At 70.2% G+C, this 25,911-nt stretch carries 20 protein-coding genes; 11 read left to right on the forward strand and 9 right to left on the reverse strand.

Annotated elements, in window-relative coordinates:
* Window positions 1-26: 26 nt before the first annotated feature.
* The 3 genes from ACQG07_RS17115 to ACQG07_RS17125 all read left to right on the forward strand — a co-directional run bounded on the left by ACQG07_RS17115 (window position 27) and on the right by ACQG07_RS17125 (window position 5,610).
* Window positions 27-1,592 carry a molybdopterin-dependent oxidoreductase gene (locus ACQG07_RS17115; RefSeq protein WP_426738934.1) on the forward strand — a complete coding sequence of 522 codons (1,566 nt, stop codon included), beginning with the start codon at window positions 27-29 and terminating at the stop codon, window positions 1,590-1,592.
* Between the two features lie 194 nt (window positions 1,593-1,786).
* On the forward strand, window positions 1,787-3,523 hold the full coding sequence (locus tag ACQG07_RS17120; RefSeq protein WP_079704423.1) for an ABC transporter ATP-binding protein: 1,737 nt from the start codon (window positions 1,787-1,789) through the stop codon (window positions 3,521-3,523).
* Window positions 3,524-3,525: 2 nt separating this feature from the next.
* Entirely contained in the window at window positions 3,526-5,610 is a 2,085-nt protein-coding gene (locus ACQG07_RS17125) for an ABC transporter ATP-binding protein (RefSeq protein ID WP_426738935.1), read from the forward strand.
* 57 nt (window positions 5,611-5,667) lie between these two features.
* On the opposite strand, the gene ACQG07_RS17130 is transcribed toward ACQG07_RS17125, so the two are convergent.
* Window positions 5,668-7,431, reverse strand: a complete 1,764-nt coding sequence (locus ACQG07_RS17130) for a hypothetical protein (protein WP_426738936.1) — start codon at window positions 7,429-7,431, stop codon at window positions 5,668-5,670.
* A gap of 89 nt (window positions 7,432-7,520) precedes the next feature.
* Here ACQG07_RS17130 and ACQG07_RS17135 point away from each other — a divergent pair, with 89 nt between their 5' ends.
* A complete protein-coding gene (locus tag ACQG07_RS17135; RefSeq protein ID WP_426738938.1) occupies window positions 7,521-8,669 on the forward strand; it encodes an acyltransferase family protein in 1,149 nt (382 codons plus the stop codon).
* On the opposite strand, the gene ACQG07_RS17140 is transcribed toward ACQG07_RS17135, so the two are convergent.
* Together ACQG07_RS17140 and ACQG07_RS17145 are read right to left on the reverse strand one after the other, a co-directional pair.
* Window positions 8,666-9,766 (reverse strand): hypothetical protein, encoded by a 1,101-nt coding sequence (locus ACQG07_RS17140; protein ID WP_426738939.1) that lies wholly within the window; start codon window positions 9,764-9,766, stop codon window positions 8,666-8,668. The genes ACQG07_RS17135 and ACQG07_RS17140 overlap by 4 nt on opposite strands.
* Window positions 9,767-9,776: 10 nt before the next feature.
* Window positions 9,777-10,244: an NUDIX hydrolase gene (locus ACQG07_RS17145; RefSeq protein WP_201299344.1), complete on the reverse strand. Its 468-nt coding sequence runs from the start codon at window positions 10,242-10,244 to the stop codon at window positions 9,777-9,779.
* A gap of 97 nt (window positions 10,245-10,341) precedes the next feature.
* Here ACQG07_RS17145 and ACQG07_RS17150 point away from each other — a divergent pair, with 97 nt between their 5' ends.
* On the forward strand, window positions 10,342-11,346 hold the full coding sequence (locus tag ACQG07_RS17150; RefSeq protein WP_274500044.1) for an aldo/keto reductase: 1,005 nt from the start codon (window positions 10,342-10,344) through the stop codon (window positions 11,344-11,346).
* A gap of 194 nt (window positions 11,347-11,540) precedes the next feature.
* Here ACQG07_RS17150 and ACQG07_RS17155 read toward each other — a convergent pair whose 3' ends face one another.
* A complete protein-coding gene (locus ACQG07_RS17155; protein ID WP_426738940.1) occupies window positions 11,541-15,014 on the reverse strand; it encodes a bifunctional proline dehydrogenase/L-glutamate gamma-semialdehyde dehydrogenase in 3,474 nt (1,157 codons plus the stop codon).
* Window positions 15,015-15,103: 89 nt separating this feature from the next.
* On the opposite strand from ACQG07_RS17155, the gene ACQG07_RS17160 reads away from it, so the two are divergent.
* Both ACQG07_RS17160 and ACQG07_RS17165 read left to right on the forward strand, forming a co-directional pair.
* Window positions 15,104-15,994, forward strand: a complete 891-nt coding sequence (locus ACQG07_RS17160) for a LysR family transcriptional regulator (protein ID WP_071262156.1) — start codon at window positions 15,104-15,106, stop codon at window positions 15,992-15,994.
* Between the two features lie 107 nt (window positions 15,995-16,101).
* On the forward strand, window positions 16,102-16,971 hold the full coding sequence (locus ACQG07_RS17165; protein WP_426738941.1) for an aldo/keto reductase: 870 nt from the start codon (window positions 16,102-16,104) through the stop codon (window positions 16,969-16,971).
* 111 nt (window positions 16,972-17,082) lie between these two features.
* Here ACQG07_RS17165 and ACQG07_RS17170 read toward each other — a convergent pair whose 3' ends face one another.
* The gene (locus ACQG07_RS17170; RefSeq protein ID WP_426738942.1) at window positions 17,083-17,868 is read right to left on the reverse strand and encodes an IclR family transcriptional regulator; all 786 of its coding nucleotides are present in this window, start codon (window positions 17,866-17,868) and stop codon (window positions 17,083-17,085) included.
* A gap of 160 nt (window positions 17,869-18,028) precedes the next feature.
* On the opposite strand from ACQG07_RS17170, the gene ACQG07_RS17175 reads away from it, so the two are divergent.
* From ACQG07_RS17175 to ACQG07_RS17185, 3 genes are read left to right on the forward strand one after another with little or no spacing between them, the layout of a single operon-like run.
* Window positions 18,029-18,754, forward strand: coding sequence for a CoA transferase subunit A (locus ACQG07_RS17175; protein WP_124767908.1), 726 nt, complete (start codon window positions 18,029-18,031; stop codon window positions 18,752-18,754).
* Window positions 18,755-18,759: 5 nt separating this feature from the next.
* Complete coding sequence (locus ACQG07_RS17180; protein ID WP_426738943.1) at window positions 18,760-19,452, forward strand: 3-oxoacid CoA-transferase subunit B; 693 nt, start codon at window positions 18,760-18,762, stop codon at window positions 19,450-19,452.
* On the forward strand, window positions 19,449-20,621 hold the full coding sequence (locus ACQG07_RS17185; protein ID WP_079704415.1) for an acetyl-CoA C-acyltransferase: 1,173 nt from the start codon (window positions 19,449-19,451) through the stop codon (window positions 20,619-20,621). Before ACQG07_RS17180 ends, ACQG07_RS17185 begins: the two co-directional genes overlap by 4 nt.
* A gap of 58 nt (window positions 20,622-20,679) precedes the next feature.
* On the opposite strand, the gene ACQG07_RS17190 is transcribed toward ACQG07_RS17185, so the two are convergent.
* Both ACQG07_RS17190 and ACQG07_RS17195 read right to left on the reverse strand, forming a co-directional pair.
* The gene (locus ACQG07_RS17190) at window positions 20,680-21,249 is read right to left on the reverse strand and encodes a dihydrofolate reductase family protein (protein ID WP_079704414.1); all 570 of its coding nucleotides are present in this window, start codon (window positions 21,247-21,249) and stop codon (window positions 20,680-20,682) included.
* 83 nt (window positions 21,250-21,332) lie between these two features.
* A complete protein-coding gene (locus ACQG07_RS17195) occupies window positions 21,333-22,760 on the reverse strand; it encodes a glycoside hydrolase family 30 protein (protein WP_426738944.1) in 1,428 nt (475 codons plus the stop codon).
* A 189-nt stretch (window positions 22,761-22,949) separates the two neighbouring features.
* Between ACQG07_RS17195 and ACQG07_RS17200 the strand changes: the two genes are divergently transcribed.
* Complete coding sequence (locus tag ACQG07_RS17200) at window positions 22,950-23,657, forward strand: NUDIX domain-containing protein (protein WP_426738945.1); 708 nt, start codon at window positions 22,950-22,952, stop codon at window positions 23,655-23,657.
* A 106-nt stretch (window positions 23,658-23,763) separates the two neighbouring features.
* Here the strand turns inward: ACQG07_RS17200 and ACQG07_RS17205 are convergent, their stop codons facing one another.
* Window positions 23,764-25,092, reverse strand: a complete 1,329-nt coding sequence (locus tag ACQG07_RS17205) for a M20/M25/M40 family metallo-hydrolase (RefSeq protein WP_124767903.1) — start codon at window positions 25,090-25,092, stop codon at window positions 23,764-23,766.
* On the reverse strand, window positions 25,089-25,889 hold the full coding sequence (locus tag ACQG07_RS17210; protein ID WP_138945810.1) for a carbon-nitrogen hydrolase family protein: 801 nt from the start codon (window positions 25,887-25,889) through the stop codon (window positions 25,089-25,091). Before ACQG07_RS17210 ends, ACQG07_RS17205 begins: the two co-directional genes overlap by 4 nt.
* Window positions 25,890-25,911 lie beyond the last annotated feature (22 nt).

A 25,911-nucleotide genomic window follows, 5' to 3' on the forward strand; every position in this document is an offset into this window, starting at 1 on the left:
CAGCGGGCGCGCGTAGCATGACGGACATGGAGCCCCGCCGCCGCACCCTGCTCGCCGGTGCGTCCGGCGTCGTCGCAGCCGTCGCCACCCTCGGCTCGGCCGAGGCCGTCGCAGCCTTCGTCGCCCCCGCGAGCTCGCCACTGCTCGCCGTGGGTTCCCTCGTGATCGACCTCGTGCCCGGCTGGGTGAAGGACCTCGTCATCGCCCTGTTCGGCACCAACGACAAGCTCGTGCTGCTCATCGTGCTCGGCGTCCTGGTCGCGGCCCTCGCCGTCGGGATCGGGATCCTCGAGGAGCGTCGCCCGGTGGTCGGCAGCATCGCGCTCGCGCTCGTCGGTGTCGTCGCGGTCGTCGCAGCGATCACCCGCGCGGACGCGGGCCTCGACTGGGCGTTCCCGAGCGTCGTCGGTGCCGCGGTCGGCATCCTCGTCCTGCGACTGCTCGTGACCCGGCTCCGCACCTGGGACGACGCGACGGTCGCGGATGAAGCCCGGCCGGTCACCGGCGCCTCGCGGGCCGAACTCCCCCGGCGCTCCTTCCTCGTCCTGCTCGGCGGCACCGCGGTCGGCGCACTCGTCGTCGGCGTCGGCGCGCGCGTCGCCTCGGCCGGAGCGGTCGCCGTGGAGACCATCCGGAAGGCGCTCAAGCTCCCGACGGCCGCCGTCGCCGCACCGCCGGTCCCCGCCGGAGCCGAACTCGGTATCGACGGACTCACCCCGGTCGTGTCGGCGAACGACTCCTTCTACCGGATCGACACCGCCCTCCAGGTGCCGAACATCGACCCCTCGACCTGGAGCCTCAAGATCACCGGCATGGTCGAGCAGGAGGTCGAGATCGGGTTCGAGGAACTCCTCGCCCTCCCGCTCCAGGAGTCGATCATCACGCTGACCTGCGTATCGAACCCCGTCGGCGGCGACCTCATCGGCAACGCGCTCTGGCTCGGGTACCCGATCCGCGAGTTGCTCGCCCGCGCGAAGCCCAAGGCCGGAGCCGACATGGTCCTGTCGCGGAGCATCGACGGGTTCACCGCCGGCACTCCGCTCGAGGTCCTGCAGGACGAGGATCGCGACAGCCTCCTCGCCGTCGGGATGAACGGGCAACCGCTCCCGCTGCAGCACGGCTTCCCGGTGCGCATGGTCGTCCCGGGCCTGTACGGCTACGTCTCCGCCACGAAGTGGGTCGTCGAGCTGGAGGTGACCCGCTACGCGGACGCCCGGGCCTACTGGACCGACCGCGGCTGGTCGGAGCGCGGGCCCATCAAGACGGAGTCGCGCATCGACGTACCCCGCAACGGTGGACGTGTCGCGGCGGGGAACGTCGCGATCGCCGGCGTCGCCTGGGCGCAGCACACGGGCGTGAACCGGGTCCAGGTCCGGATCGACGACGGCGACTGGCTCGACACGACGCTCGCGACCGCCATCTCCGACGACACCTGGGTGCAGTGGGTCCTCCAGTGGGACGCCCCGGCCGGCGACCACACCATCGCCGTTCGCGCGACCGACGCCGCGGGCAAGACGCAGAGCGAGACCCCCGTCGACGTCGTCCCCGACGGCGCGGAGGGCTGGCACACCATCTCCGTCGGCGTCGACTGACCCGAGATCATCACGATTCCGAACCGGGACACCACCGTGTCACCGGTGCGGAGTATCGTCACTCGGGCATGTCCCTCACGCTCCTGTCCGGCTGCGCCGCCGACCGAAGCACTGGTCTCGCGCCAGGCCCGCTCCACCTCGTCACCCGTCCGCGCGATGCCCCGCGCCGGACACGAACCGTCTAAGGACCTCACGTGGCCCTCCTCGCCCTCGCCCTCCGACACGCCAAGCCGTACGCGGCCTGGGTGGTCGCGGTGTTCGTGCTGCAGCTCGTCTCGACGATCGCGGCCCTCTACCTCCCCAGCCTGAACGCCCAGATCATCGACCAGGGTGTCTCCCGCGGCGACACGGACTTCATCTGGTCCACCGGCATGACGATGCTGCTCGTCTGCCTCGTCCAGGTGGCCGCAGCCATCGGCGGGGTCTACTTCGGCGCCCGCACCGCCATGGCCATCGGCCGCGACCTGCGCCGGGAGTTCTACCGGAAGGTCGACTCGCTCGGTGCCCTCGAGATCGGCGGCTTCGGCAGCGCGACGCTCATCACGCGCGGCACGAACGACGTCCAGCAGGTCCAGATGCTGATCCTCATGACCCTCAACTTCATGGTGTCCGCACCGATCATGTGCGTCGGCGGCATCATCATGGCCCTCCGTGAGGACGCGGGGCTGTCCTGGCTGGTGTGGGTGTCCGTGCCGGTGCTCTTCATCATCGTCGGGTTCCTGGTCTACCTGCTCATGCCGCTGTTCCGGCAGATGCAGGACCGCATCGACGGCATCAACAGCGTGCTGCGCGAGCAGATCATCGGCATCCGCGTCGTACGCGCCTTCGTCCGCGAGCCGTTCGAGTCGGAGCGCTACAACCGTGCGAACGAGGCGCTCACGCGCGTCTCGATCAAGGTCGGCAACATCTTCGTCCTCATGTTCCCCGTCATCATGATGGTCCTGCACCTCGCGACCGCCGCCGTCCTCTGGTTCGGCGGTCAGCGGGTGGACGCCGGACAGATGCAGGTCGGTTCCCTCACCGCGTTCCTCCAGTACCTGCTCCAGATCCTCACCTCGGTGATGATGGGCGTCTTCATGGTCATGATGATCCCTCGCGCGGTCGTGTGCGCCGAACGCATCCAGAGCGTCCTCGACACCGAGCCGAGCCTCACGGTGCCGACCAGCACCGACATCCGCGTGCCGTCGGTCGGTCGCGTCGAGTTCACCGGCGTCACCTTCGGATACCCCGGTGCGGAGCGACCGGTCCTGTCGGACGTGACGTTCACGGCGGAGCCCGGCAAGACCACCGCGATCGTCGGCTCGACCGGCTCCGGCAAGACGACGCTCCTCTCGCTCATCCCGCGCCTCTACGACCCGCAGCAGGGCCACGTCACCATCGACGGCGTCCCCGTCTCGCAGCTCACCCGGCAGCAGATCGCCGGGGTCGTCGGGATCGTGCCGCAGAAGCCGTACCTGTTCTCGGGCACGATCGCCTCGAACCTCCGGTTCGGACGTCCCGACGCCACCGACGACGAGCTGTGGAGCGCCCTCGACGTCGCGCAGGCTGAGGACTTCGTCCGCGCGAAGCCGAAGATGCTGAACGACGGCGTCGCCCAGGGTGGCACGAACGTGTCCGGCGGCCAGCGTCAGCGCCTGTGCATCGCCAGGGCCCTCGTCGCGAAGCCCCTGGTCTACCTCTTCGACGACTCGTTCTCGGCCCTCGACGTCGCCACCGACGCCCGACTCCGGGCAGCCCTCGGCGACAGCACCGCCGACGCGACCGTCATCATCGTCGCGCAGCGCATCGCGACGATCCGCGAGGCCGACCACATCATCGTCATGAACGACGGCGGCATCGTCGGCCGCGGCACCCACGACGAACTCCTGGAATCCAACGAGACGTATCGTGAGATCGTCCAATCGCAGCTCGCTGTGGAAGGGGTGGCGTGACCATGGCCCGTTCACCACGTGACAAGCGTCCCTCGCGCACCTCGAAGGACACCGCCCAGGCTCCCGAGCTGAACGCGATCGAGGCAGACGTCCTCGAGCCGGAGTTCACCCCGGGAGAGTCCGACGGCGACATGTTCGGCGGCACGCCCTCGAAGAAGGCCGAGCAGTTCTGGCCGTCCGCCAAGCGGCTCGTCGGTCTGCTCGCACCCGAGAAGGTGAAGATGAGCCTCGTCGTCGGGCTCGTCGTGCTCTCCGTCGTCCTCACGGTCATCGCCCCGAAGATCCTCGGGCTCGCGATGGACGCGATCTTCAACGGCGTCATCGGCTCGCAACTCCCGGCGGGCGTCCCGCTCGACCGGATCGTCGACGAAGCACGGGCCTCCGGCAACGACCAGTACGCCGACATGCTCGTGAAGTCCGACATCACGCCCGGCCAGGGCATCGACTTCACCCTGCTCGGCCGCCTGATCATCATCGTGCTCGGCATGTACATCGTCGCGTCGATCCTCAACTGGGCGCAGGGGTACATCCTCAACGGACTCGTCATGCGCGTGGTCTACAACCTGCGCCAGGACATCGAACGGAAGCTCAACCGCCTCCCGCTCAGCTACTTCGACACCCGCCAGCGCGGCGACCTCATGTCCCGGGTCACGAACGACGTCGACAACATCCAGACCGCCCTCCAGCAGGCGTTCTCACAACTCGTGCAGTCCGCCCTCACGGTGCTCGGCATCACGGCGATGATGTTCATCGTGTCGTGGCAGCTCGCACTCATCGCGCTGATCGCGTTGCCGCTGTCCGCGCTGATCGCCGGGGTCATCGGCTCCCGCTCGCAGAAGCTCTTCACCGCGCAGTGGAAGAACACCGGCTCGCTCAACGGGCACATCGAGGAGTCGTTCTCGGGCCTCGAGCTGGTGCGGGTCTTCGGTCGCGACAAGGAGATGCTCGCCGAGTTCGACGAGCGGAACGAGAAGCTCTACACGGCGGCGTTCGGCGCGCAGTTCGTGTCCGGCATGATCATGCCGGCGATGACCTTCGTCTCCTATCTGTCCTACGTGCTCATCGCCGTCGTGGGCGGCCTCCGGGTCGCCTCCGGGCAGATGACCCTCGGCGACGCGACGGCGTTCATCCAGTACTCCCGCGAGTTCTCGCAGCCGCTCGGCCAGATCGCGGGCATGGCCAACCAGTTGCAGTCGGGTGTCGCGTCCGCCGAGCGCACCTTCGAGCTGCTCGACGCCGAGGAGCAGGACCCGGAGACGGCGACGGCGCACCTGCCCGAGCACACCGACGGCCACGTCGAGTTCGACGGCGTCTCCTTCAGCTACGACCCCGAGAAGCCACTCATCGAGGACCTCTCCTTCTCCGCGCAGCCGGGTCAGACCGTCGCGATCGTCGGCCCGACCGGGGCAGGAAAGACGACCCTCGTGAATCTCGTCATGCGGTTCTACGAGCTCACCGGCGGACGCATCCTCCTCGACGGGGTCGACGTCACGGCGCTGACGCGTGCCGAGCTGCGGTCGCAGGTCGGGATGGTGCTGCAGGACGCCTGGTTGTTCGAGGGGACGATCCGCGAGAACATCCGATACGGCCGACTCGACGCGAGCGATGCGGAGGTCATCGAGGCCGCTGAGGCGACGATGGTCGACCGCTTCGTGCGGCAGCTGCCCGACGGGTACGACACCGTCCTCGACGCGGACGGCGGCAGCGTCTCGGCCGGTGAGCGCCAGCTCATCACGATCGCCCGCGCGTTCATCGCGAAGCCGAAGCTCCTCATCCTCGACGAGGCGACGTCCTCCGTCGACACGCGGACCGAGCTGCTGGTGCAGCACGCGATGGCGGCGCTGCGGTCCGACCGCACCTCGTTCGTCATCGCCCACCGCTTGTCGACCATCCGCGACGCGGACACGATCCTCGTGATGGAGAACGGCCGGATCGTGGAGCAGGGCTCGCACGCGCAGCTCCTCGAGGTCGACGGCGCGTACGCCGAGCTCTACCGCACGCAGTTCCGCGGTGGCGAGGAGCAGTCGGCGATCGACGAGGCAGCCGTCGCCAGCGGGTCCGATACGGCGCACGCACCGCGCAGCTGATCCGATACCGACGCCACGACGGGCGGGCGCTCGATTCCCGAGCGCCCGCCCGTCGGTTCAACTGAGAATGGTCGACCGCCAGGTGCCCTGATCGTTCACCCACAGTCGTCCGTTCCCGACGAGGATGTCGCCGGAGCGGCCGCCGTACGGCCGCGCGAGCCCCATGTGCCGCGTGGAGAGGTAGCTCGTGTTCGGCTGCGCGTTCGCGTGCGCCGTGTTGCTCGACTCCCAGCGGTTGCCCTGCACCACCGAATGCCCGGTCGTGCCGAAGGTGTCGAGGCCGTACTCGCACTCGCGCGCGGTGTTGCCGATGATCGTCGCACCACCGGTGCAGTTGCTCACGGCGACCGCCACCCGGATGCGGTCGATGCGGTTCCCCATGACCACGATCGAGCCGGCACCCTGGTGGAGCACCCCGAACCCGTTGGAAGTCGCCGCCCCGGTGATGGAGTTGTCGGAGACCACCGCATCCTCGGCGAGGTACGACACGACACCACCCACCGAGCCGGATGCGAGCGTGACGGCGACGCGGTTGCCCGAGACGACGGGTTGTCTGGTCCGATCGAGCGCGATCCCGATCGGGCAGGTACCGCCGGCGATGCGGACCACGTTGTCGGTGATGAGCGCGTCGACGGCGCCGATGACGGTGGGCGAACCGCGGGGCGGTGTCGCCGCCTGGGCCATGATGCCCGCGGCCGCGACGCCGCGGATCTCGATGACGTTCCCGGAGACCACGGTTCCCTGTGCGTCGCGGTAGATCATGACCGGGCAGCGCTTCGGCCCCCAGGCCGACCCCTGGTCGTCGTCGGCCGTCCGCGTCCAGCGCACCGTGTTCGCGACCAGGGCGACCGATCGGGTGTCGATGGCGGCGAGTCCCCACCAGGTCGCGTCGGACACGGTGTTGCCGGTCACGACGGTGTGGGCCATGCCCTCCACGGCGATGGATCGGCGGAACGGCCCGGTGACGACGTTGCCCTCGATCGTGACCATCGAGTCGGCCCAGGACCCGGGATCGGCCGCGTAGTCGGGCAGGTTCTCGGCATGGATGCCGACCCGTGCGTCGGTGCCGGGGGCAGCCGAGACGATGTTGCCGATGACCGCCGAACGCGCACCCCAGACGGTGATGCCGTCGCCGCGGTCCTCCCCCGCGGACGAGGCGGAGCCTCGCCCGCCGCCCGAGCCGACGACGTTCAGGACATGGCACGCGGAGATGACGACGCCCTCGAACTCGCCTGACGGTTGCACGGCTATGCCGTTCTGGAACCCGTCGACGGTGACGCCGTCGATCAGGACGTCGCTCGCCCAGATGCTGATCCCGGTGTTGCGCTCACCCGTGCTCGATGCCGGCGGGCCCGCGTAGCTGACCCGGACACCGGTCACCGAGCTGCCCGACACGATGAGTTTCAGCGCCGGGGCCGCCTCGACACCTCCGACGAACCGCAGCTCGCCGCGCCCGCGGAGATGGACGCGACGGTCGATCCTGATCGTCGCGTCCACGGCGATGACGTCGCCGCCGCGGACGATCACGGTGCTGCCGGCCGGGACGGCCGCGAACCAGGCGAGGACCGCGGCGGTGCTGACGGAGGCACCGGTCGGATCGATCCCGGGACCCTCGAGCACGAGTCCGACGGGCGGGACGGCCTGGGTGTCCGCGCTCCCGGTCGGTGCCGATGGTGCGGGGTCGGGGTCGGGTGGTGACGACGGGGCCTCGGGTTCGGGATCGGGATCGAGGGACGTCGGTTCAGGTTCCGGGATCGGTTCGGGTTCCGCTCCGGTCCCCCGCCCCCGAGCTGTTCCGTCGCGCCATGATGTCTTGTCCACAATCCACACAGTACAGAAGCATGAGGCACAGAAGCATCCTAGAGTTGACGTCCGGCGTGATCACCGCCGTCCGATCATTCAGGAGCACCATGCCGTCACCGGAGAACCGCGCGACCGGGCCGGGCCGCCGACCGGCACCCCGCGTCGACCACACCGCCTTCGCCGGAGCCCGCGCCATCGCCGCCTGGTGGGTGGTGTTCTCACACTCCGCGGACTGGCTGTTCTCCGTCCTCCCCGAGCTCTCGTGGCTCGCGCCGATGGCCCACACCGGACTCGCCGTGGACGTCTTCTTCGTCCTGAGCGGGTACACGATCGCCCGGGCCTACCTGGATCGACGCTGGACCTGGCCCGCCTACGGTCGCTTCCTCCGGAACCGCGTGGCGCGCCTCTACCCGGCACACGTGGCCGTGCTCCTCGCCTTCGCACTGCTCTGCGTCGGCGGGGCGATGGTCGGTGTCCCAACGGACGACGGGGCGTTCCCGCCTATCGGCCTCCTCGCCGAACTCACGCTCACCCGCGCGTGGTTCGGCGACGCACTGTGGTGGAACCCACCCGCCTGGTCGCTGTCGGCCCAGTTCCTCGCGTTCATCCTGTTCCCGGCGATCGCCCTCGCCTTCCGCGGCCGGGTGCGCGGCCCGGTCCCGGTGGTCACCCTGTCGATCGTGCTCGTCAGCGCGACGACGATCGCCGCCGCCCTCGCCCCGTCGGCCATGAACGGCATGGCGCCCCCGGCGCTCCGGGTGCTGTGCTGTTTCGCGCTCGGCATCTGTGTGGCGGAGTGGACGGCGGCCCTCCCGGCCACCCGACGAGCGGCGTGGGTCGCTGCGGGAGGCGCCGCCGGCCTGGTGGTGGCGGCGATCGCACTCGAACCCGGAGCACCACGAGCCTGGGCCGCGATCACCTTCGCGGCGATCATCGTCGGAGGCCTGGCGGTCGCGAGCCCACGCTCCACCGCGGTGCTGCGCAGTCGCCCCGCGCGCATCCTGGGGCAGCTCTCGTTCTCCACGTACCTCGTGCACGTCTTCGTGCTCATCCTGCTGGCGAAGGCGATCACGCCGAGCGCCGTCGACGGCATGCCGCTCCTCCTCCGTGCTCCGATCATCCTGACCTGGTTCGGCTCGATCCTCGCCGCATCGTGGCTGCTCCACACGCTCGTGGAGGTGCCGTGGCATCGGAGACTCGCAGCACCGCGCACGAGCCGGGCCGTCCACGCCGACGGATCGGCGACTGGCTCTTAGGCGTTCGTGCCCGACAGCGGACCCCGCGCCGACCGAACGCCCTGCGCGATGCGCTCGGGGAGCCGCAACGCGGCGCTGACGAAGGCGAGCACCGCCACGGCGAGCGACACCCAGAGCACGGACCAGGCGGTATCAGTGGGCGGGCCCAGCAGCAGCGACGCCGCCGCGTCCCCGACGCCGCCGGGGATCGCGACCGACACCGCGAACACGAGGGCGAGCCGGGCAGCACCGAGCAGGATGAGCGTCAGGCCCGCCGCGAGCAGGACGCCGATCGCGGCTCCGGCCACGGTCCGGCTCGGGTTGCGGCGCCCCAGCCAGAGCAGGATCACCCCGAGTGCGAGGAGCCCGATCGCGAGCCAGGGCGACCAACCCGCCGCCGTCTCGATCACCTGGATTCCACTGAGTACCGGCGCGACCTGCGCCGCCGGGACGACGTCGACCACGCGGTCGACGTCCGGGATGGCGGCCGCGAAGCCGAACCCCGCGTCGACCAGCCACGTGCGGGTCGCGGAGACGATCGGACCCAACTGCACGCCCAGGCCCTGTTCGGCCGAGACGTCGATGACCGCTCCCTGGGAACCGGAGACGCCCGCGACGAGCTGCTCATGCGTGACGCGGAGGGCTTCGGCCCAGGCGGTCGCGAACGCGGGCGAGGCCGCGAACTCGGCGACGTTCCGACGCAGGACCTCTCGCAGCGCATCCGCGGTGTCGCCACCGATCGCGCCGAGCACCTCCGAGATCGCCGGCGGGAGCGAGAGGGTCGCCGCGAGGTCGGCCGGTACTGCAGCCGCCGCATCGAGGTCGACCTGACTCTCCAGCGCGGCGAGCGCCTGGTCCCCCACGAAGGCCTGGACGGCGGGGTCCGTGGCCAGCGGGGCGAGGGTGTCGACGAACGCGTCGGTGTCGCGGAGCATCGTGTCCGCCCAGGTGCTGACGAGCGCGACCGGGATCAACAGGGCGCCGATCACGATCGCGACCGTGCCGAAGAAGCCCCATGCGCCCGCTCCACGTCGGACCGGCTGCTCGACGGCCTCCGCCCGGAGCGCGTCGAAGGTGACGAAGTCGTTGCGGGCGTCGGACGACGGGTGATCGGTCACGCGCCCGAGTCTACGAGTCGGCGCCGTCCGGGCGTCTGGATCCGCGAGACCGCGCGATCGCTTCGACCGCCGCCACCGTGGACACGGTCACCCGTTCCGGCAACACCTCGAGCGGGAACCACCGGAGGCCGCCATGCTTCTCCGGCTCTCGGAGTTCAGGCTCGCCAACGGTGTCCTCCGCGAGGTACACCGGCGAGATCCAGTGCTGCTGCAGCGCCTCCTCGAAATGGTCGACGACGCACAACAGCTCGATCGAGCCGAGCTCGAGCCCGGTCTCCTCCAGTGCCTCGCGACGGACGGCGTCTTCCAGGCGTTCCATCCAATCGACCTTCCCGCCGGGGATGCCCCAGGATCCGGCCTCGGGCTCGCGGAGGCGCTCGAGCAGGAGGATCCGACCCTCGCGGACGATCGCGACGCCGCACCCGGAGCGCGGGTGCGACACGGGCTCTTCAGCGGGCGGAAGCGCGGTTGACGACACGTGCTCACGCTACTCGACGCCGCACCGACTCGACCGTGAACGATCACGGTACGCTTGCTCCCGGCACCACGACGATTCGATGATGAAAGCGCAGACCATGCCCTACGAAGCAGCCGAAACCCGTTACGACGACATGACCTACCGCCGCGTCGGCCGCAGCGGACTGCGCCTCCCCGCGCTGTCCCTCGGGCTCTGGCACAACTTCGGCGAAGGCCGCAGCATCGAGGTCCAGCGGGCCATCGTGCGCCGCGCCTTCGACCTCGGGATCACCCACTTCGACCTCGCCAACAACTACGGCCCACCCGCGGGTTCCGCCGAGACCGCCTTCGGCCGCATCTTCGCCGAGGACCTCGCCGCCCACCGTGACGAGATCATCATCACCTCGAAGGCCGGCTACTCCATGTGGCAGGGGCCCTACGGCGAGTGGGGCTCGCGCAAGACCATGCTGTCCTCGCTCGACCAGAGCCTCGCCCGTATCGGCGTCGAGTACGTCGACGTCTTCTACTCGCACCGCCCCGACCCGGAGACCCCGATCGAGGAGACGATGGGTGCGCTCGCGACGGCGGTCAAGCAGGGCAAGGCGCTGTACGCCGGCATCTCGAACTACTCCCCCGAGCAGACCATCGCCGCGGCGGCCGCGCTCCGCGAGCACGGTGTCCCGCTGCTCGTGCACCAGCCGCGCTACTCGATGTTCTCCCGCGAGGTCGAGGACGGCCTGCTCGACACCCTCGACGACCTCGGTCTCGGTGCCGTCGTGTTCAGCCCGCTCGCGCAGGGCATGCTGACCGACCGCTACCTCGGTGGGACGGTTCCGTCGGACTCGCGTGCGGCGACGAGCCACTTCCTCAACGAGGAGTCGATCACGGGCACCTACCTCGAGCGAGCCCGCGGCCTCCAGTCCATTGCGGAGGAACGCGGCCAGACGCTCGCGCAGCTGGCGCTCTCGTGGGTGCTGCGTCGCGACACGGTCACGTCGGCGATCATCGGTGCCAGCTCGGTCGAGCAGCTCGAGGGCAACTACGCGGCGATCCACCGCCTGGACTTCGACGACGCCGAACTCGCGCGCATCGACGAGTTCGCCGTCCACGGCACCCTCCGCTAGCCCACCCTCGTCTCCGCACGCGTACCTATCTCAGGACAGCTCCGGCGCGTCGCCCCCGCACCCACCCGACCCGCAGGAGTTCTCCTGAGACAGGTTCACAACTCCGGAGGATGTCGGCGCGGCATGCAGAACGCCCCGGTGTGTCGGGATGACACGCCGGGGCGTTCCTGAGTTGCGAACCGGTCGGGCTCGGGTCAGATGAGGTCGTCCGAGAGGTGGTTCGGCGTCCCGAAGCGGTGCGCCGTGATCGAGACCGCCTGCTCCTGGAGGAACGGCAGCAGCTCGATGCGGCCGGCCTCGGTGACGTCGCCGGCGTAGATCGCGACGTCGGGGCTCCCGGAGGTCGCGTGGGCGACACCCTCGGTCGTCCCGCCGATGATCCGGACGCGCGCGCCGGCCTTCGTCCCGACGAGCGAGGCGGCGGTGACGTACCAGCGGTCCTCGCTCTCGACGGTGATCCCACCGGCGATGGCCTCGACGGCCGGGACGAGCTTCGGCGGCAGCGCGACGGCGGACGACACGTGCACGGTCGCGCCCGCGGTCGCACCGGCGGCGACGACGCGGAGGAGTTCCGCGACCGAACCGCCGTCCACGAGACGCAGGCGGACCTCACGCGGCACGTACCGGAACACGTTGCGCTCGGCGGTCAACTTCGAGACGTCCTTCGCGACCCCGAACTCGTCGGCCCACGCTGCCGCGTCGCTCGCAACCGACCGGCGCAGGAACGCGAACTCGTCGGCGGTGAGCACCGCGTCAGCAGCACGCAGCAACGAGGCGACAGCGGGCTTCGGCCCACGGCGCTCCGCCGACCGACCGACGATGCGCTCAGCCGTGCTCTCGGCACTCGACCACGAGCCGAGGCCGATGAGGTAGTTCGGGCCACCGGCCTTCGTACCCGCGCCGACCGCGGACTTCTTCCAACCGCCGAACGGCTGACGCTGCACGATCGCGCCGGTGATGCCGCGGTTCACGTACAGGTTGCCGGCCTGGATGCCGTCGAGCCAGAGACGCAGCTCGGCCGGGTTCAGGGAGTGCAGCCCGGCGGTGAGTCCGTAGTCGATCTCGTTCTGGATGGCGATGGCCTCCTCGAGGGTCTCGGCCGTCATGACACCGAGGATCGGGCCGAAGTACTCGGTGAGGTGATACTCGGAGCCGCGGGCGACGCCGGCACGCACGCCGGGGCTCCACAGCTTGCCGCTGTCGTCGAGCTGCTTCGGCTCGACCAGCCACGACTCACCGGAGCCGAGCGTCGTCAGGCCGCTGAGCAGCTTGCCCTTCGCCGGCTCGATGATCGGACCCATCTGCGTGGTCGGGTCGACCGGGTAGCCGACCTTGAGCGACGTGACGGCGTCGACGAGCTGGTGACGGAAGCGGCGCGAGGATGCGACGGAACCGACGAGGATCACGAGCGACGCGGCCGAGCACTTCTGGCCGGCGTGACCGAAGGCCGACGCGACGACGTCCTTCACCGCGAGGTCGAGGTCGGCGCTCGGGGTGACGATGATCGCGTTCTTGCCGGACGTCTCTGCGAGGAGCGGCAGTTCGGGACGGAAGGAGCGGAACAGCTCCGCCGTCTCGTAGCCACCGGTGAGGATGACGCGCTCGACCGCCGGGTGGGCGATCAGGCGCTCTCCGAGCGAGTTGTCGGCCAGCTGCGCGAAGCGGAGCACCTCGCGCGGCACACCGGCCTCCCACAGCGCCTCGATCATGACCGCGCCGCTTCGGCGAGCCTGACGGGCGGGCTTGATGATGACGGGCGACCCGGCGGCGAGCGCCGCGAGGGTCGAACCGGCGGGGATGGCGACGGGGAAGTTCCACGGCGGGGTGACGACGGTGAGCTTCGCGGGGGTGAAGGTCGCGCCGTCCACGTGGTCGAGCTCGCGAGCGCGCTCGGCGTAGTAGTGGGCGAAGTCGATCGCCTCGGACACCTCCGGGTCGGACTGGTCGAGGGTCTTGCCGGTCTCCGACGCCATGACCTCCATGAGGTCGGCACGACGCCGCTCGAGGATGTCGCCGGCGCGGTGCAGGACGACCGCACGCTCGGCGCCGGAGAGCGAGCCCCACGAGGCGCCCGCTGCGGTCGCTCCGTCGATGACGGCGTCGAGGGCTTCGACGCTGTCGAGGATGGACGCGGCGACGGTGTCGTTCCCGAGCCGCGACTCGGTGACGCGGGTGAGGATGTCGCGTCCCCACACCCGGTTCGCGGGGAGCGAGGGGTCGGTGTCGGGGGTGTTCTCGAACGCGTCGACCGGGGACGCCTCGGCGGGCTTCGTTCGGTCCTGCTGCCGGTTCGGCGCGGGGACGGTGGTGTCCAGCTCCGCGAGCGACGCGAGGAACCGCTGCTCCTCACGGGCGAAGAGGGTCTCGTTCTCGCTCAGCTCGAACACGGCCGACATGAAGTTGTCCTGGCTCGCGCCCTCCTCCAGGCGGCGGATGAGGTACGCGATGGCGACGTCGAACTCCTGCGGGTGTACGACCGGCGTGTAGAGCAGGAGCTCGCCGACGTCGCGCTTCACAGCCTCGGCCTGGCCCTGCGCCATACCGAGCAGCATCTCGAACTCGACGCCGCGCTCGACCCCCCGCTGCTTGGCGAGCAGCCAGGCGAAGGCGATGTCGAAGAGGTTGTGGCCGGCGACACCGATGCGCACGTTGTCGATGCGGTCGGGGTGCAGGGCGTACTCGACGACGCGCTTGTAGTTGGTGTCGGAGTCCTGCTTGGTCGACCAGGTGGCGAGCGGCCAGTCGTGGAGCGACGACTCGACCTGTTCCATGGGGAGGTTGGCGCCCTTGACGATGCGCACCTTGATGCCGGCACCGCCCGCGGCACGACGCCCGGCCGACCACTCCTGGAGACGGATCATCGCGGAGAGGGCGTCGGGCAGGTAGGCCTGCAGGACGATGCCGGCCTCGAGATCGCGGAACTGCGGGAGGTCGAGGAGCTTGGTGAAGACCGCGATGGTGAGGTCGAGGTCCTTGTACTCCTCCATGTCGAGGTTGATGAACTTAGCAGGTGTGGCTTTGGCGGCACGCTCGAACAGCGGGGTGAGGCTCGTGACGACGTGCTCGACGGCTTCGTCGAACGCCCAGACCGAGTGGGGGCTGACCGTCGACGACACCTTGATCGACACATAGTCGACGTCGGGGCGCGCGAGCAGCTTGTGGGTGCCCTCGAGACGACGTGCCGCCTCACCCGTACCGAGGACGGCCTCGCCGAGCAGGTTGACGTTGAGTCGGGTGCCGGGCGTCTTGATCTTCGCGATCGCGGGGCCGAGCTTCTTGTCGGTGGCGTCGACGACGAGGTGGCCGACCATGTTGCGGAGCACCTTGCGGGAGATCGGGATGACGACGCCGGGCAGGATCGGGGCGAACGCACCGCCGCAGCGGACGGCGGCCTTCAAGTACCAGGGGAGGAACGCGGGCACCTTCGGGGCGATCGTCTGCAGGGTGCGGGCCGCGACGCGGAGGTCCTCCGGACGCACGACGCCGTCGACGAAGCCGACCGTGAACTCGAGGCCGGTCGGATCCTTCAACACACCGGCGAGCTGCTGCGCGGAGGCGTCGGCGGGGATCGTCGAGGCCGTCTGGAGCCAGCGGCGGACGAGGGCGATGGCCTCGGTGGCGAGGGCGTCGCGGTCGAGCTGCTGCGTCGATGCAAGAGTGTCGGTCATGGTGCCAGTATCGGCGTCGAGACCAATAAGATACAGCGAAGGTTTTCGAACGATATTCATCGGTTGAGCCGATGGTTTTGGAGGGCACCGTGCTGGACGTCCGACGGCTCCGCCTCCTGCGCGAACTCAAGATCCGCGGGACGATCGCCGAGGTCGCTTCCGCCCTCAACTTCAGCCCCTCCTCGGTGTCGCAGCAGCTCTCCGTCCTCGAGCAGGAGACCGGCGTCGAGCTCCTGCGGAAGGTCGGTCGACGGGTGCAGCTCACCCCGCAGGCCGAGATCCTCGTGGGGCACACGGACGCACTCCTCGACACGCTCGAGCGCGCCGAGGCCGACCTCGGGGCGTCCCTCACGACCGTGTCGGGCACCATCCGCGTCGCGGTGTTCCAGTCGGCGGCACTCGCACTCATGCCGGCGGCCCTGAGCGCCATGCGCCGCGACCACCCGGACGTCCGCGTCGAGATGGTGCAACACGAACCGGAGACGGCACTGGCCGAGACCTGGGCGCGCGACTTCGACGTCGTCGTCGCGGAGCAGTACCCCGCCCACGCCGCCCCGCGGCACCCCGGACTCGACCGCCGTCAGCTCGCCACCGACCCGATCCGACTCGCGTGCCCGCCGGTCGCGAACGAGATCCACCCCGTGCTGCGCATCGAGGATGCGGCCGACCTCCCCTGGGTCATGGAGCCGCACGGAGCGGCGTCACGCCACTTCGCCGAGCAGTTGTGCCGCCGCGCGGGGTTCGAGCCCGACGTCCGCTACCAGACCGCCGACCTCCAGGCGCAGATCCGGTTGATCGAGTCCGGCAACGCGGTCGCCCTCATCCCCGACCTCCAGTGGGCGGGCGAGCCGGCCAGCTGTCGCCTCGTCGACCTGCCCGACCTCCCGCGACGCACCATCTTCACCTCCGCGCGCGAGGCCGGCGTCACCCGCCCGGCGATCGTCGCCTTCCGCGCCGCCCTCGAAGCCGCGGCGGCCTAGCCAGGACGGGCGGGAACGCTGCCAGCGAACGCGGCGCGCAAGGGGGTGCGCCTCTCAGCCGCCGGTGCTTGGCTGGAACTCCCGCATTCCTCCGAAGGAGCACCCGCATGACCGACACCACCGCACGCCCCGCAACCGCCGCCGGCACCTTCTCGCTCGGCGGAGACCTCACCGTCAACCGACTCGGCTACGGCACCATGCAGCTGACCGGCGAGGGCGTCTGGGGCGAGCCCGACGACCGCGACGGCGCCATCCGCCTGATCAAGCGCGCAGCCGAACTCGGCGTGAACTTCTTCGACAGCGCCGACGCCTGCGGTCCGGACGTCACCGACACCCTCCTCCGCGAGGCGCTGCACCCCTACGACGACATCGTGATCGCGACGAAGGTCGGCCAGACGCGACAGGGTCCCGGCGAGTGGACGCCCACCGGCGTGCCCGCCTACCTCCGCCAGCAGGTCGAGCTCGGCCTCCGCCGTCTCGCCGTCGACCGCATCGACCTCCTGCAGTTGCACCGGATCGACCCGACCGTGCCGTTCGAGGACCAGATCGGCGAGCTGCGCAAGCTGCAGGACGAGGGCAAGATCCGACACATCGGCCTCAGCCAGGTCAGCGTCGCCGAGGTCGAGGCGGCCCAGCAGATCGCTCCGATCGCGTCGGTGCAGAACCTCTACAACCTCACCGACCGCTCCTCGGAGGACCTCCTCGACTGGTCGACCGAGCACGGCGTCGCCTTCATCCCGTGGTTCCCGCTGGCGACCGGCGCCCTCAGCAAGGAGGACGGCCCGCTCACGCAGCTCGCCGAGCGACACGACGCGACCCCGTCGCAGCTCGCGCTGGCCTGGCTGCTCAAGCGCTCGCCCGTCATGCTCCCGATCCCGGGGACGTCGAGCATGGAGCACCTCGAGGACAACCTGCAGGGTGCGACGATCGAGCTCACCGACGACGAGTTCGAGGAGCTGTCCGCGGTCTCGGAGTAGCCCGCGCACCGCCCTTCGACAGGCTCAGGGACCGCACCGCCGGTCACTGAGCGGCCACCCGGTCACTGAGCTTGTCGAAGTGCAGCGCAGCTCAGGGACCGACCACCCGGCTCAGCGGAGCCGCTTCGACAGCTCGTGCGCCTGCTCCAGCAGCAGGCCACCGAGGAACGCCTGGCGCTCAGGCCGGAACCGGGACTCGATCCCGGTGAGACTGAGCGCCCAGGCGGGCTTCCCCGCCGCATCGAAGACCGCCGCGCCCATGCCCCAGCTGCCCTCGAGGATGAGCGCCGGGTTCACCGCGTACCCGCGCTCGCGCGTCTCGCGGATCCGCTCGCGCACGCGGTCGGCGGCGTGGGCCCCACCCCACCGCTCGACGAGGTCGGCGCGACCCAGGTAGTCGTCGATCTCCTCGTCGCTCGAGAACGCGAGGATCGCCAGTCCCGCCGACGCGACCCCCAGGGGGAAGCGGACACCCTCGGTCAGGACGAACGACCGCACCGGGAAACTCCCCTCCTCGCGCAGCAGACACACGGTCTCGAACCCGCGACGCACCGAGAGGAAGGCGCTCTCGCCGCTCTCGTGCGCGAGGATCCGCACGCTCTCCCGGGCGAGCTCGGCGACGTCGTACCGCTCCGCCGCGAGCGATCCGAGGAGGAACAGCTCCGGGCCGAGGTGCCACCGGGCGGCGCGGACGTCGTGGTCGAGGAAGCCTTCGGCGGCGAGCGAGGCGAGCAGGCGGTGCGCCGTCGGCCGGGTGAGCCCGGCGGCCGCAGCCACCGCCGAAGACGACGCACCACCGGGGTGCTCCGACACGATCTTGAGGATCCGGCTCACGCGTGAGACGACCTGGGCGCCACGCATCCCCTCAGCCACGTCGTACCCCCAGTTTGTCCACATGGTGAGCCTACGCCGCAGCCGGGACCACGTCATGAGCGAATCCGGGATCGGGCCCCATGCCACCTTTGACACCGCAGGACGGCTGTGACTGACTACAGGAGAGACGAGCGGCCAGTGCCACCATGTGGTCAGGTCGGCCCGCCATCCACAAGGGAGTGATATGACGAAACACTGGTCGAGCGCCGCCGAAGCGTTGCACGAGGTCGTCCGGGACGGAGCGACCATCGCGGTCGGCGGGTTCGGCTTGAGCGGCAACCCGACCGACCTCATCGAGGCCCTCCGGGACACCGGTGCCACCGACCTCACGATCGTCTCCAACAACATGGGCGTCGACGGCAAAGGCCTTGGCATCCTCCTCGAGAACCGACAGGTGCGGAAGGTCGTCGCGTCGTACGTGGGCGAGAACAAGCTCTTCGCCAAGCAGTTCCTCGACGGTGAGCTCGAGGTCGAGTTCACCCCGCAGGGCACGCTCGCCGAGCGGCTTCGCGCGGGCGGTGCCGGTATCGCCGGGTTCTACACGAAGACCGGCGTCGGCACCCCGGTCGCCGAGGGCAAGCCGACGGAGGTGTTCGACGGGGAGACCTACGTCCTCGAGCGCGGCATCGTCGCCGACGTGGCCCTCGTGCACGCGTTCCGCGCCGACCGCGAGGGCAACCTCGTCTTCCGGCACACCGCACGGAACTTCAACCCGATCGTCGCGACTGCCGGCCGACTGACGATCGCCGAGGCCGAGGAGGTCCTCGAGGACGGCTACCTCGATCCGAACACCGTCGTCACCCCCGGCATCTTCGTCCAGCGCCTCGTCACGGCGACGCCGCGGGTGAAGGACATCGAACAGCGCACCGTCCGTCCGGCGGCCGCCACCACGACACCGGCAGGAGCCTGATCATCATGTGGACGAGAGACGACATGGCCGCGATCGCGGCGACCGAACTCCGCGACGGCGAGTACGTGAACCTCGGCATCGGCATCCCCACGCTCGTCGCGAACCACGTCCCGCCGGGGGTCCACGTCACGCTGCAGAGCGAGAACGGCCTCCTCGGCATGGGTCCGTTCCCGATCGACGGTGAGGAGGACGCCGACCTCATCAATGCCGGCAAACAGACGGTCACGCTCCTCGACGGCGGAAGCTACTTCGACTCGGCGACCTCGTTCGGCATGATCCGCGGCGGCCACGTGCAGCTGGCCATCCTCGGCGCGCTCCAGGTCTCGGGTGCGGGCGACCTCGCGAACTGGACGATACCGGGCAAGCTCGTCAAGGGGATGGGCGGCGCGATGGACCTCGTCGCCGGGACGCCACGGGTGGTCGTCGTCACCGAGCACGTCGCGAAGGACGGCAGCCCGAAGATCGTCGAACAGTGCGATCTCCCGCTCACCGGCGTCGGTGTCGTCGACCGGATCATCAGCGACCGCGCCGTCTTCGATATCGTCGAGGGGGCGCTCGTCCTGCGGGCGTTCGCGCCCGACACGAGCGTCGGTGAACTGCGCACCCTGACGGGCGCGGAGTTCTCCGTCGAACTCGACCCCACCACCACCGGCGAGGTGCCGACCGCACCCGCCACGCCTCAGGAGGCACACGCATGAGCACCGTCATCGTCGGGTACGCCCGCACCCCGTTCGTGAAGTTCAACGGGGCGTTCGCGTCCGTGCCGGCCACCGAGCTCGGCGCCCACGCCATCCGCGCGGCCCTGTCCCGGGCAGGAGTCGACGCCGCCGACGTGCAGCAGGTCATCGCCGGCCAGGTGCTGCAGGGCGCGGCCGGCCAGAACCCCGCCCGGCAGTCCGCCGTCGGGGCCGACATCCCCTTCACCGTCCCCGCCATCACCGTCAACGCCGTGTGTCTCTCCGGCATGGAGGCGATCGTCACCGGCACGCGTCTCATCGACGCCGGCGAGGTCGACGTCGTCGTCGCGCTCGGCCAGGAGTCGATGAGCCTCGCCCCGCACGCCTGGTCGGGCTCGCGCGCGGGCAAGCGCTACGGCGCCATCGAGCTCGTCGACACCCTCGATCACGACGGCCTGACCGATGCGTTCGAGCACCGGTCGATGGGGTCGTCCACCGAGGAGCGCAACGGCTCACTCGGCATCGCACGCCCGGAGCAGGACGCCTGGGCGGCCGGCTCGCACCAGCGGCTCGCGGCAGCGGCGGACGTCCAGGCCGAGGAGATCGAACCCTTCTCCGTCCCGGGGCGCAAGGGTCCGACGGTCGTGAGCGCCGATGACGGACTCCGCGCCGACACCACCGCCGAGTCGCTGGCCGGGCTGCGTCCCGCGTTCGGCGGCGAGGGGACGATCACCGCGGGCAACTCCTCCCAGATCACCGACGGAGCGGCCGCGGTCGTGCTCATGAGCGAGGAGGCGGCTGCAGCCCGGGGACTCACCCCGATCGCCCGGGTCGTCGCGCACGCGCTCGTCGCCGGACCCGATGTGAGCCTGCACGCCCAGCCGTCGAACGCGATCGTCGCCGCCCTCGCGAAGACCTCCCACACGACGGGCGACCTCGCAGCGGTCGAGATCAACGAGGCGTTCGCCGCCGTGTCGGTCCACTCGACCGACGAACTGGGGGTCGATCCTGCGATCGTCAACGCGAACGGCGGCGCGATCGCCCTCGGTCACCCGATCGGCGCCTCCGGCACCCGGATCGTCGGGCACCTCGCCCGGCGCCTCGCCGCCGCCGGCTCAGGTTCGATCGGTGCAGCCGGCATCTGCGGTGGCGGCGGCCAGGGCTCCGCGATCATCCTCGAGGCCGTCTGATCCGTGAGGTGAGGCATCTGGTCGCTCCCGGGGCATCCCCGCGACAGACTGCCTCACCTCAGACGGGCTCGCCGGTGACGGTGTAGCGGAGGTGGACGACGCCGGCCTCGAAGCGACGCTCGTCGACGAGTTCCAGACGCCGCCGGAGGTTGGCCGGCAGTGCACGCAAGCCGCCGCCGACGATCACCGGCGAGAGGAACAGCTGCACCTCGTCGACGAGCCCCGCGGCGATCGCCTCGGCTGCGAGGTGTGGGCCGCCGACGCTGAGGTCGCGGTCCGATTCCGCCTTCCACCGGCGCACGGCCTCCGGATCGAACGATCGCTCGAGCGTCGTCCGGGCCGTCGAGACCGCGTCGAGCGACGTCGAGTACACGACCTTGTCGGCAGCGAGCCACAGAGCCGCGAAGTCCGCGATCTCGCGGGGCTCGTCCGGCAGCTCGTCCGCCGTCTCCCAGAACGTCATGATCTCGTACATCCGCCGGCCGAACAGGTAGGTGCCGATCGGCCGGGAGAGCTCGTTCACGAAGGCGTGCACCTCGGCGTCCGGGGCGCTCCAGTCGAAGCGGCCCTCCTCATCGGCGAGGTAGCCGTCGAGCGAGCTGATCGCCGAGTAGATGAGCCTGCCCATGTGTCCTCCGTCGCCAGTGCCGGTACGCGAGAGGCTAGGCCGCAGAGGCGACCGCCCACAAGGGGTGGCTCCGGCACCGACGGTCAGGCGGGTGGGATGACGAGCGTCGCGAAGGAGTCTGCCGGCAGGGTCGGCGTGATGACGTCGTCGCCCACCACGATCTGCACGGGGAGCGGTTCGCCGAGGTCGTTCTGCATCACGAGCACGACGCCGCCGTCCGGGTTGCGGAAGGCGAGCAGGTTCTCGTGCCCGGTCCAGCTCATCGTCGCGAGCCGCTGTGCCCCCGGTTGCAGGAAGTGCCCCAGGTGCCGCATGAGGAAGTACTCGTGGGTGTAACGGAAGGTCCGGGTCTCGGGGTCCACGACGACGAGCGAGTTCTGCGCCCAGCCCCAGCGGCTGACGCCACCCTCCGTGAGTGCGAGGTTCCAGTACGTGTAGGCCTGCGCGCCGTTCGTGAAGAAGTGGCGCATGAGTCCCCAAGTGTGCCGCACGAAGCGCCAGTCGTTCCGTCCGTCGCCGCACTCCTGCTCGGTCTGGTAGAGCGCGAGGTCGGGGTGGGCGTGATGCACGGCGGCGATCGCGCCCTTGCCTGCCCACTGGAATCCGACTCCGGCGACCCACGGGCCGGCCGCCGGATCCCGGAGCACGGTCTCGATCTGCGCGTCGTGCGGCCGCTCCTGCGTGCCGAGGAAGACCCGCACTCCGAGACGGTCCATCTCCGGGCCGAGGACGGCGATGAACCGCGCGAGCCCCTCGGCCGTCCACACGCAGCTCGGGAACACCTGCGCCGAATTGAACTCGTTCTGCGGCATGACCATCTCGACGCGGATGCCCTCCTCGCCGTAGGCATCGACGAAGCGGGCGAAGTACCGGGCGTAGGTCTCGAGGTAGCGGTCTTCGAGGATGAAGAGATCGGTCCCCTCGGCACCGAGTTGATCGTCGCGGATGCCGTTGTCGACGTCCGACCCCGCCCAGGGGCGTGCAGCCGCGTAGTGCCCGTTCGTCTTCATCCAGGTGGGCGGGCTCCACGGCGACGCCCAGAGACGCAGGTCGCCCCGGTACCGCTGCGCCGCCTGGATGAAGGGGACGAGCGTCGCGCGGTCGTGGTCGATGCTGAAGTGCTCGAGGTCGAAGTCGCCGTCGACCTCGTCGTAGGAGTACCAGTCGGTGGAGAAGTCGTTGGCGCCGACGGGCATGCGGCAGAGCGAGAGGTTCAGTCCAGCGCCCGGCGTGAAGAGGTCGGCCAGGATGCCCTCGCGGTCCTCCTCAGAGAGGAGCCCGAGCGCCGTCCAGCCGAGTTCGTTGAAACACCCGCCGATGCCGTCGACGGTCTGCTGCGGGTTCGTCACGTCGACCATGACGTTCGGCATCCCCGCGAGTCGTCCGAACCCGAGGGGCTCCTGCTCCTGCCAGGGTGCGTCCTGGGTGGTCACGACCCAGTTGACCGACCGCGCTGAAGGCGTGGTGCCTCCGCTGGCGACGGGGCTGCTGGCGGGAATGCTGCTCGTCATCGAGTGCCTTTCGACGGGGGTCCTCCGTGGACCGCGACCGGTGCTCCCACCAGTATGTTGCAGAACCCGCGAAAACCGAAGAGCAGTCGCCATTCACGATCGGACGCGGAACGGAGCAGGGCTCCCCCGACCGGCCCACCCGAGACACCCCGCTGGGATGCCGTTCGCGGGCGGTCGTACACTCGATGGATGGCCGATTCCACGACGGTCCGGGAACCACAGCCCGGAGCAGACCTCCCCGACGCCCGCGGGCGCACCGGCCTGCACCGGACCGGCCTCGACCTCACCGGCAACCCGCGCGTCCAGGTGACCGACGTGGAACTGGTCGCCGCCGCCTGGCACGTCCTCCGCCGGACGACCCTACAGGTCCAGGACCGCTCAGGCGCATGGTCGACGCAGCAGCGCGAGACCTACGACCGCGGCAACGGCGCGACCATCCTGCTCTACCACGGTGACTCCCGGAAGGTCCTGCTCACCAGGCAGTTCCGCTACCCGGCGTACGTCAATGGACACCCGACCGGCGAGCTCATCGAGACCGCCGCCGGCCTGCTCGACGACGACGATCCTGAGACGGCGGTCGCCCGTGAGGCCCGCGAGGAGACCGGGTTCGCGGTCGAGGCCGTCCAGCATGTGTTCGACGCCTTCATGAGCCCCGGCTCCGTGACCGAGCGCCTGCACTTCTACGCGGCCGAGTACGACCCCGCCGCGCGTCGCGGCGACTGGGGCGGGCTCGCCGAGGAGGGCGAGGAGATCGAACTCCTCGAACTCGACATCGACGACGCGATCGCGCGCATCGGCGACGACATCATCGACGCGAAGACCATCATGTTGCTGCAGTGGGCGAGGCTCTCCGGCCCGTTCGCGACGGCACCGACGCCTGTTCCGCCCGCACGCTAGTACCGCGGAGACTCCCGGACTCCGAGCTCGCCAGAACGCCGTGCCACCGACTCCGGGTGGCCGATCGGCGAACCCGAACACCGGTCGGCCCCCGGTCCTCTGCCCGTCAGACGGAGCGGATGATGTCCGTGAGCACCGCGCAGCCGAAGTCGAGCGCGTCGAGTGGCACACGTTCGTCGACGCCGTGGAACATCCCGGGGAAGTCGAAGTCCGCCGGCAACCTGAGCGGGATGAACCCGTACCCCGTGATGCCGAGCCGGCTGAGCGCCTTCGCGTCGGTGCCGCCGGGGATGAGGTGCGGGAGCACGGTCGCACCGGGATCGTGCCGCTCGATGACCGCTTCGATCACCGAGACGAGTTCGCCGTCGTTCGGCGATTCCATCGCGATGAGTTCCAGCTGGACCTCGACGTCGACCCCCTCGCCCGCCGCCTCGCGGATGCGCGCGATGACCTCGTCCCGCTGGCCGGGCAGGAACCGGGCGTCGACCGTCGCGGTCGCGGACTCGGGGATCACGTTCTCCTTGTACCCGCCGGAGATCATGGTGACGTTCGCCACGTTCTGCAGACCGGCGCGCAGCCGCGAAGCACTCGGGCCGACGAGCGCGGCGAGTTCGAACGGTGACAGCTCGGAGGACGCTCCGGTCAGTTCACGCAGCCGCTGGAACAGGTGCGTCGTGGTCTCGGTGAACGACACCGGCCAGTCGAGCGCGCCGATCCGGCCGACCGCGGCGGCGAGCTTGACGATCGCCGAATCCTGACTCGCGAGCGAGGCGTGACCGGCGGCACCGTGGGCGGTCAGTCGCAACCAGAGCACGCCCTTCTCGCCGGTGTTGAGCAGGTAGGCGCGGGTGTCGGCTCGTTCGCCGAGGGTGACGCTGTACCCGCCGCCCTCGCTGATCGCGTCGCGGACGCCGGCGAACTGCTCCGGGTGGTGCTCCACCATCCACTGCGAACCGAGGACGCACCCGGCCTCCTCATCGGCGAAGAACGCCAGGACGACGTCTCGCTCGGGCTGCTCCCCCGCCGTCACCATGCGCCGGACCGACGCGACGATCATCGCCACCATGTTCTTCATGTCGACGGCACCGCGGCCCCACAGCATGCCGTCGGCGATCTCGCCACCGAACGGGTCGACCGTCCACGCGGCCGCGTCGACCGGGACGACGTCGAGGTGCCCGTGCAGCAGGAGGCCGGGCAGGGTGCGGTCACGACCTGGCCACCGTGCCACGAGGTTCGTCCTGCCGGGCTCGGCCTCGAAGCGCTCGCACACGATCCCGACCTCACCGAGCAGGCGTTCGACGAGGTCGGCCGCGCGGGACTCGCCGACGGCACGCCCGCCGCCGTAGTTCGAGGTGTCGATCCGGATGAGGTCGCGCGTGATGGAGACGACCTCCGAGAGACCGACCGGGTCGCTCACGCGCTCGCCCACGCTCATTCGGCGGTCCGCGGGACCACGGTGAACCGGCGGTTGGCGAGCGAGGGCACCCGCGCCCGCACGGCGTCGAGTCGCGCCGGATCGAGCTCGGCGAAGACCACCCCGGGCGCCTCGCCGGCGGCGGCGATGACGACGCCGGCGGGGTCGACGATGATCGAGTTCCCGGTGGCGAGCGGGCCGGTCTGGTTGGCGCTCACGACGTAGGCGGTGTTCTCGATCGCCCGGGCGCGCACGAGGGTCGTCCAGGCGTCCTCCTTGCCGGGGCCGACGATCCACATCGCGGGCAGCAGGATGACGTTGGCGCCGGCGTCGATGAGTCGCCGCGCGCTCTCCGGGAAGCGGAGGTCGTAACAGGTGAAGGCACCGATGCGGAGGTCGCCGAGCTCGAGGACGAACGGTTCGGTGAGCTCCCCGGCCGAGATGCCGTCGCTCTCCGCGTACCCGAAGGCGTCGTAGAGGTGCACCTTCCGGTACGTCGCGGTGATGTCCCCCTCGGCGTCGATCGCCACGAGCGTGTTGTAGGGCAACCCGCCGGGGTTCTCCTCGATGGTGCCGACGACCGTCGGGAGGGAGCGCGCGGCGGCTGCGGCGGCGACACCCGTGATGAATGGTCCGTCGAGTGGTTGGGCGATCGCGGCGAGCGCGCTCGGCGGCTCCGAGGTGGCGTAGCTGCTCATCTCCGGCAGCACGAGCAGTTCGGCGCCACCCGCCGCGGCCTCACCGAGCAGGGCGACCACGCTGGCGAGGTTCTCGTCGATGTCCGTTCCGGCGGAGAACTGCCCGGATGCGATGCGCATGTGAAACCTCGTTCCGTGGGAA

This window comes from Plantibacter sp. 2H11-2 (assembly GCF_050031945.1).
GTDB classification, from domain to species: domain Bacteria; phylum Actinomycetota; class Actinomycetes; order Actinomycetales; family Microbacteriaceae; genus Plantibacter; species Plantibacter auratus.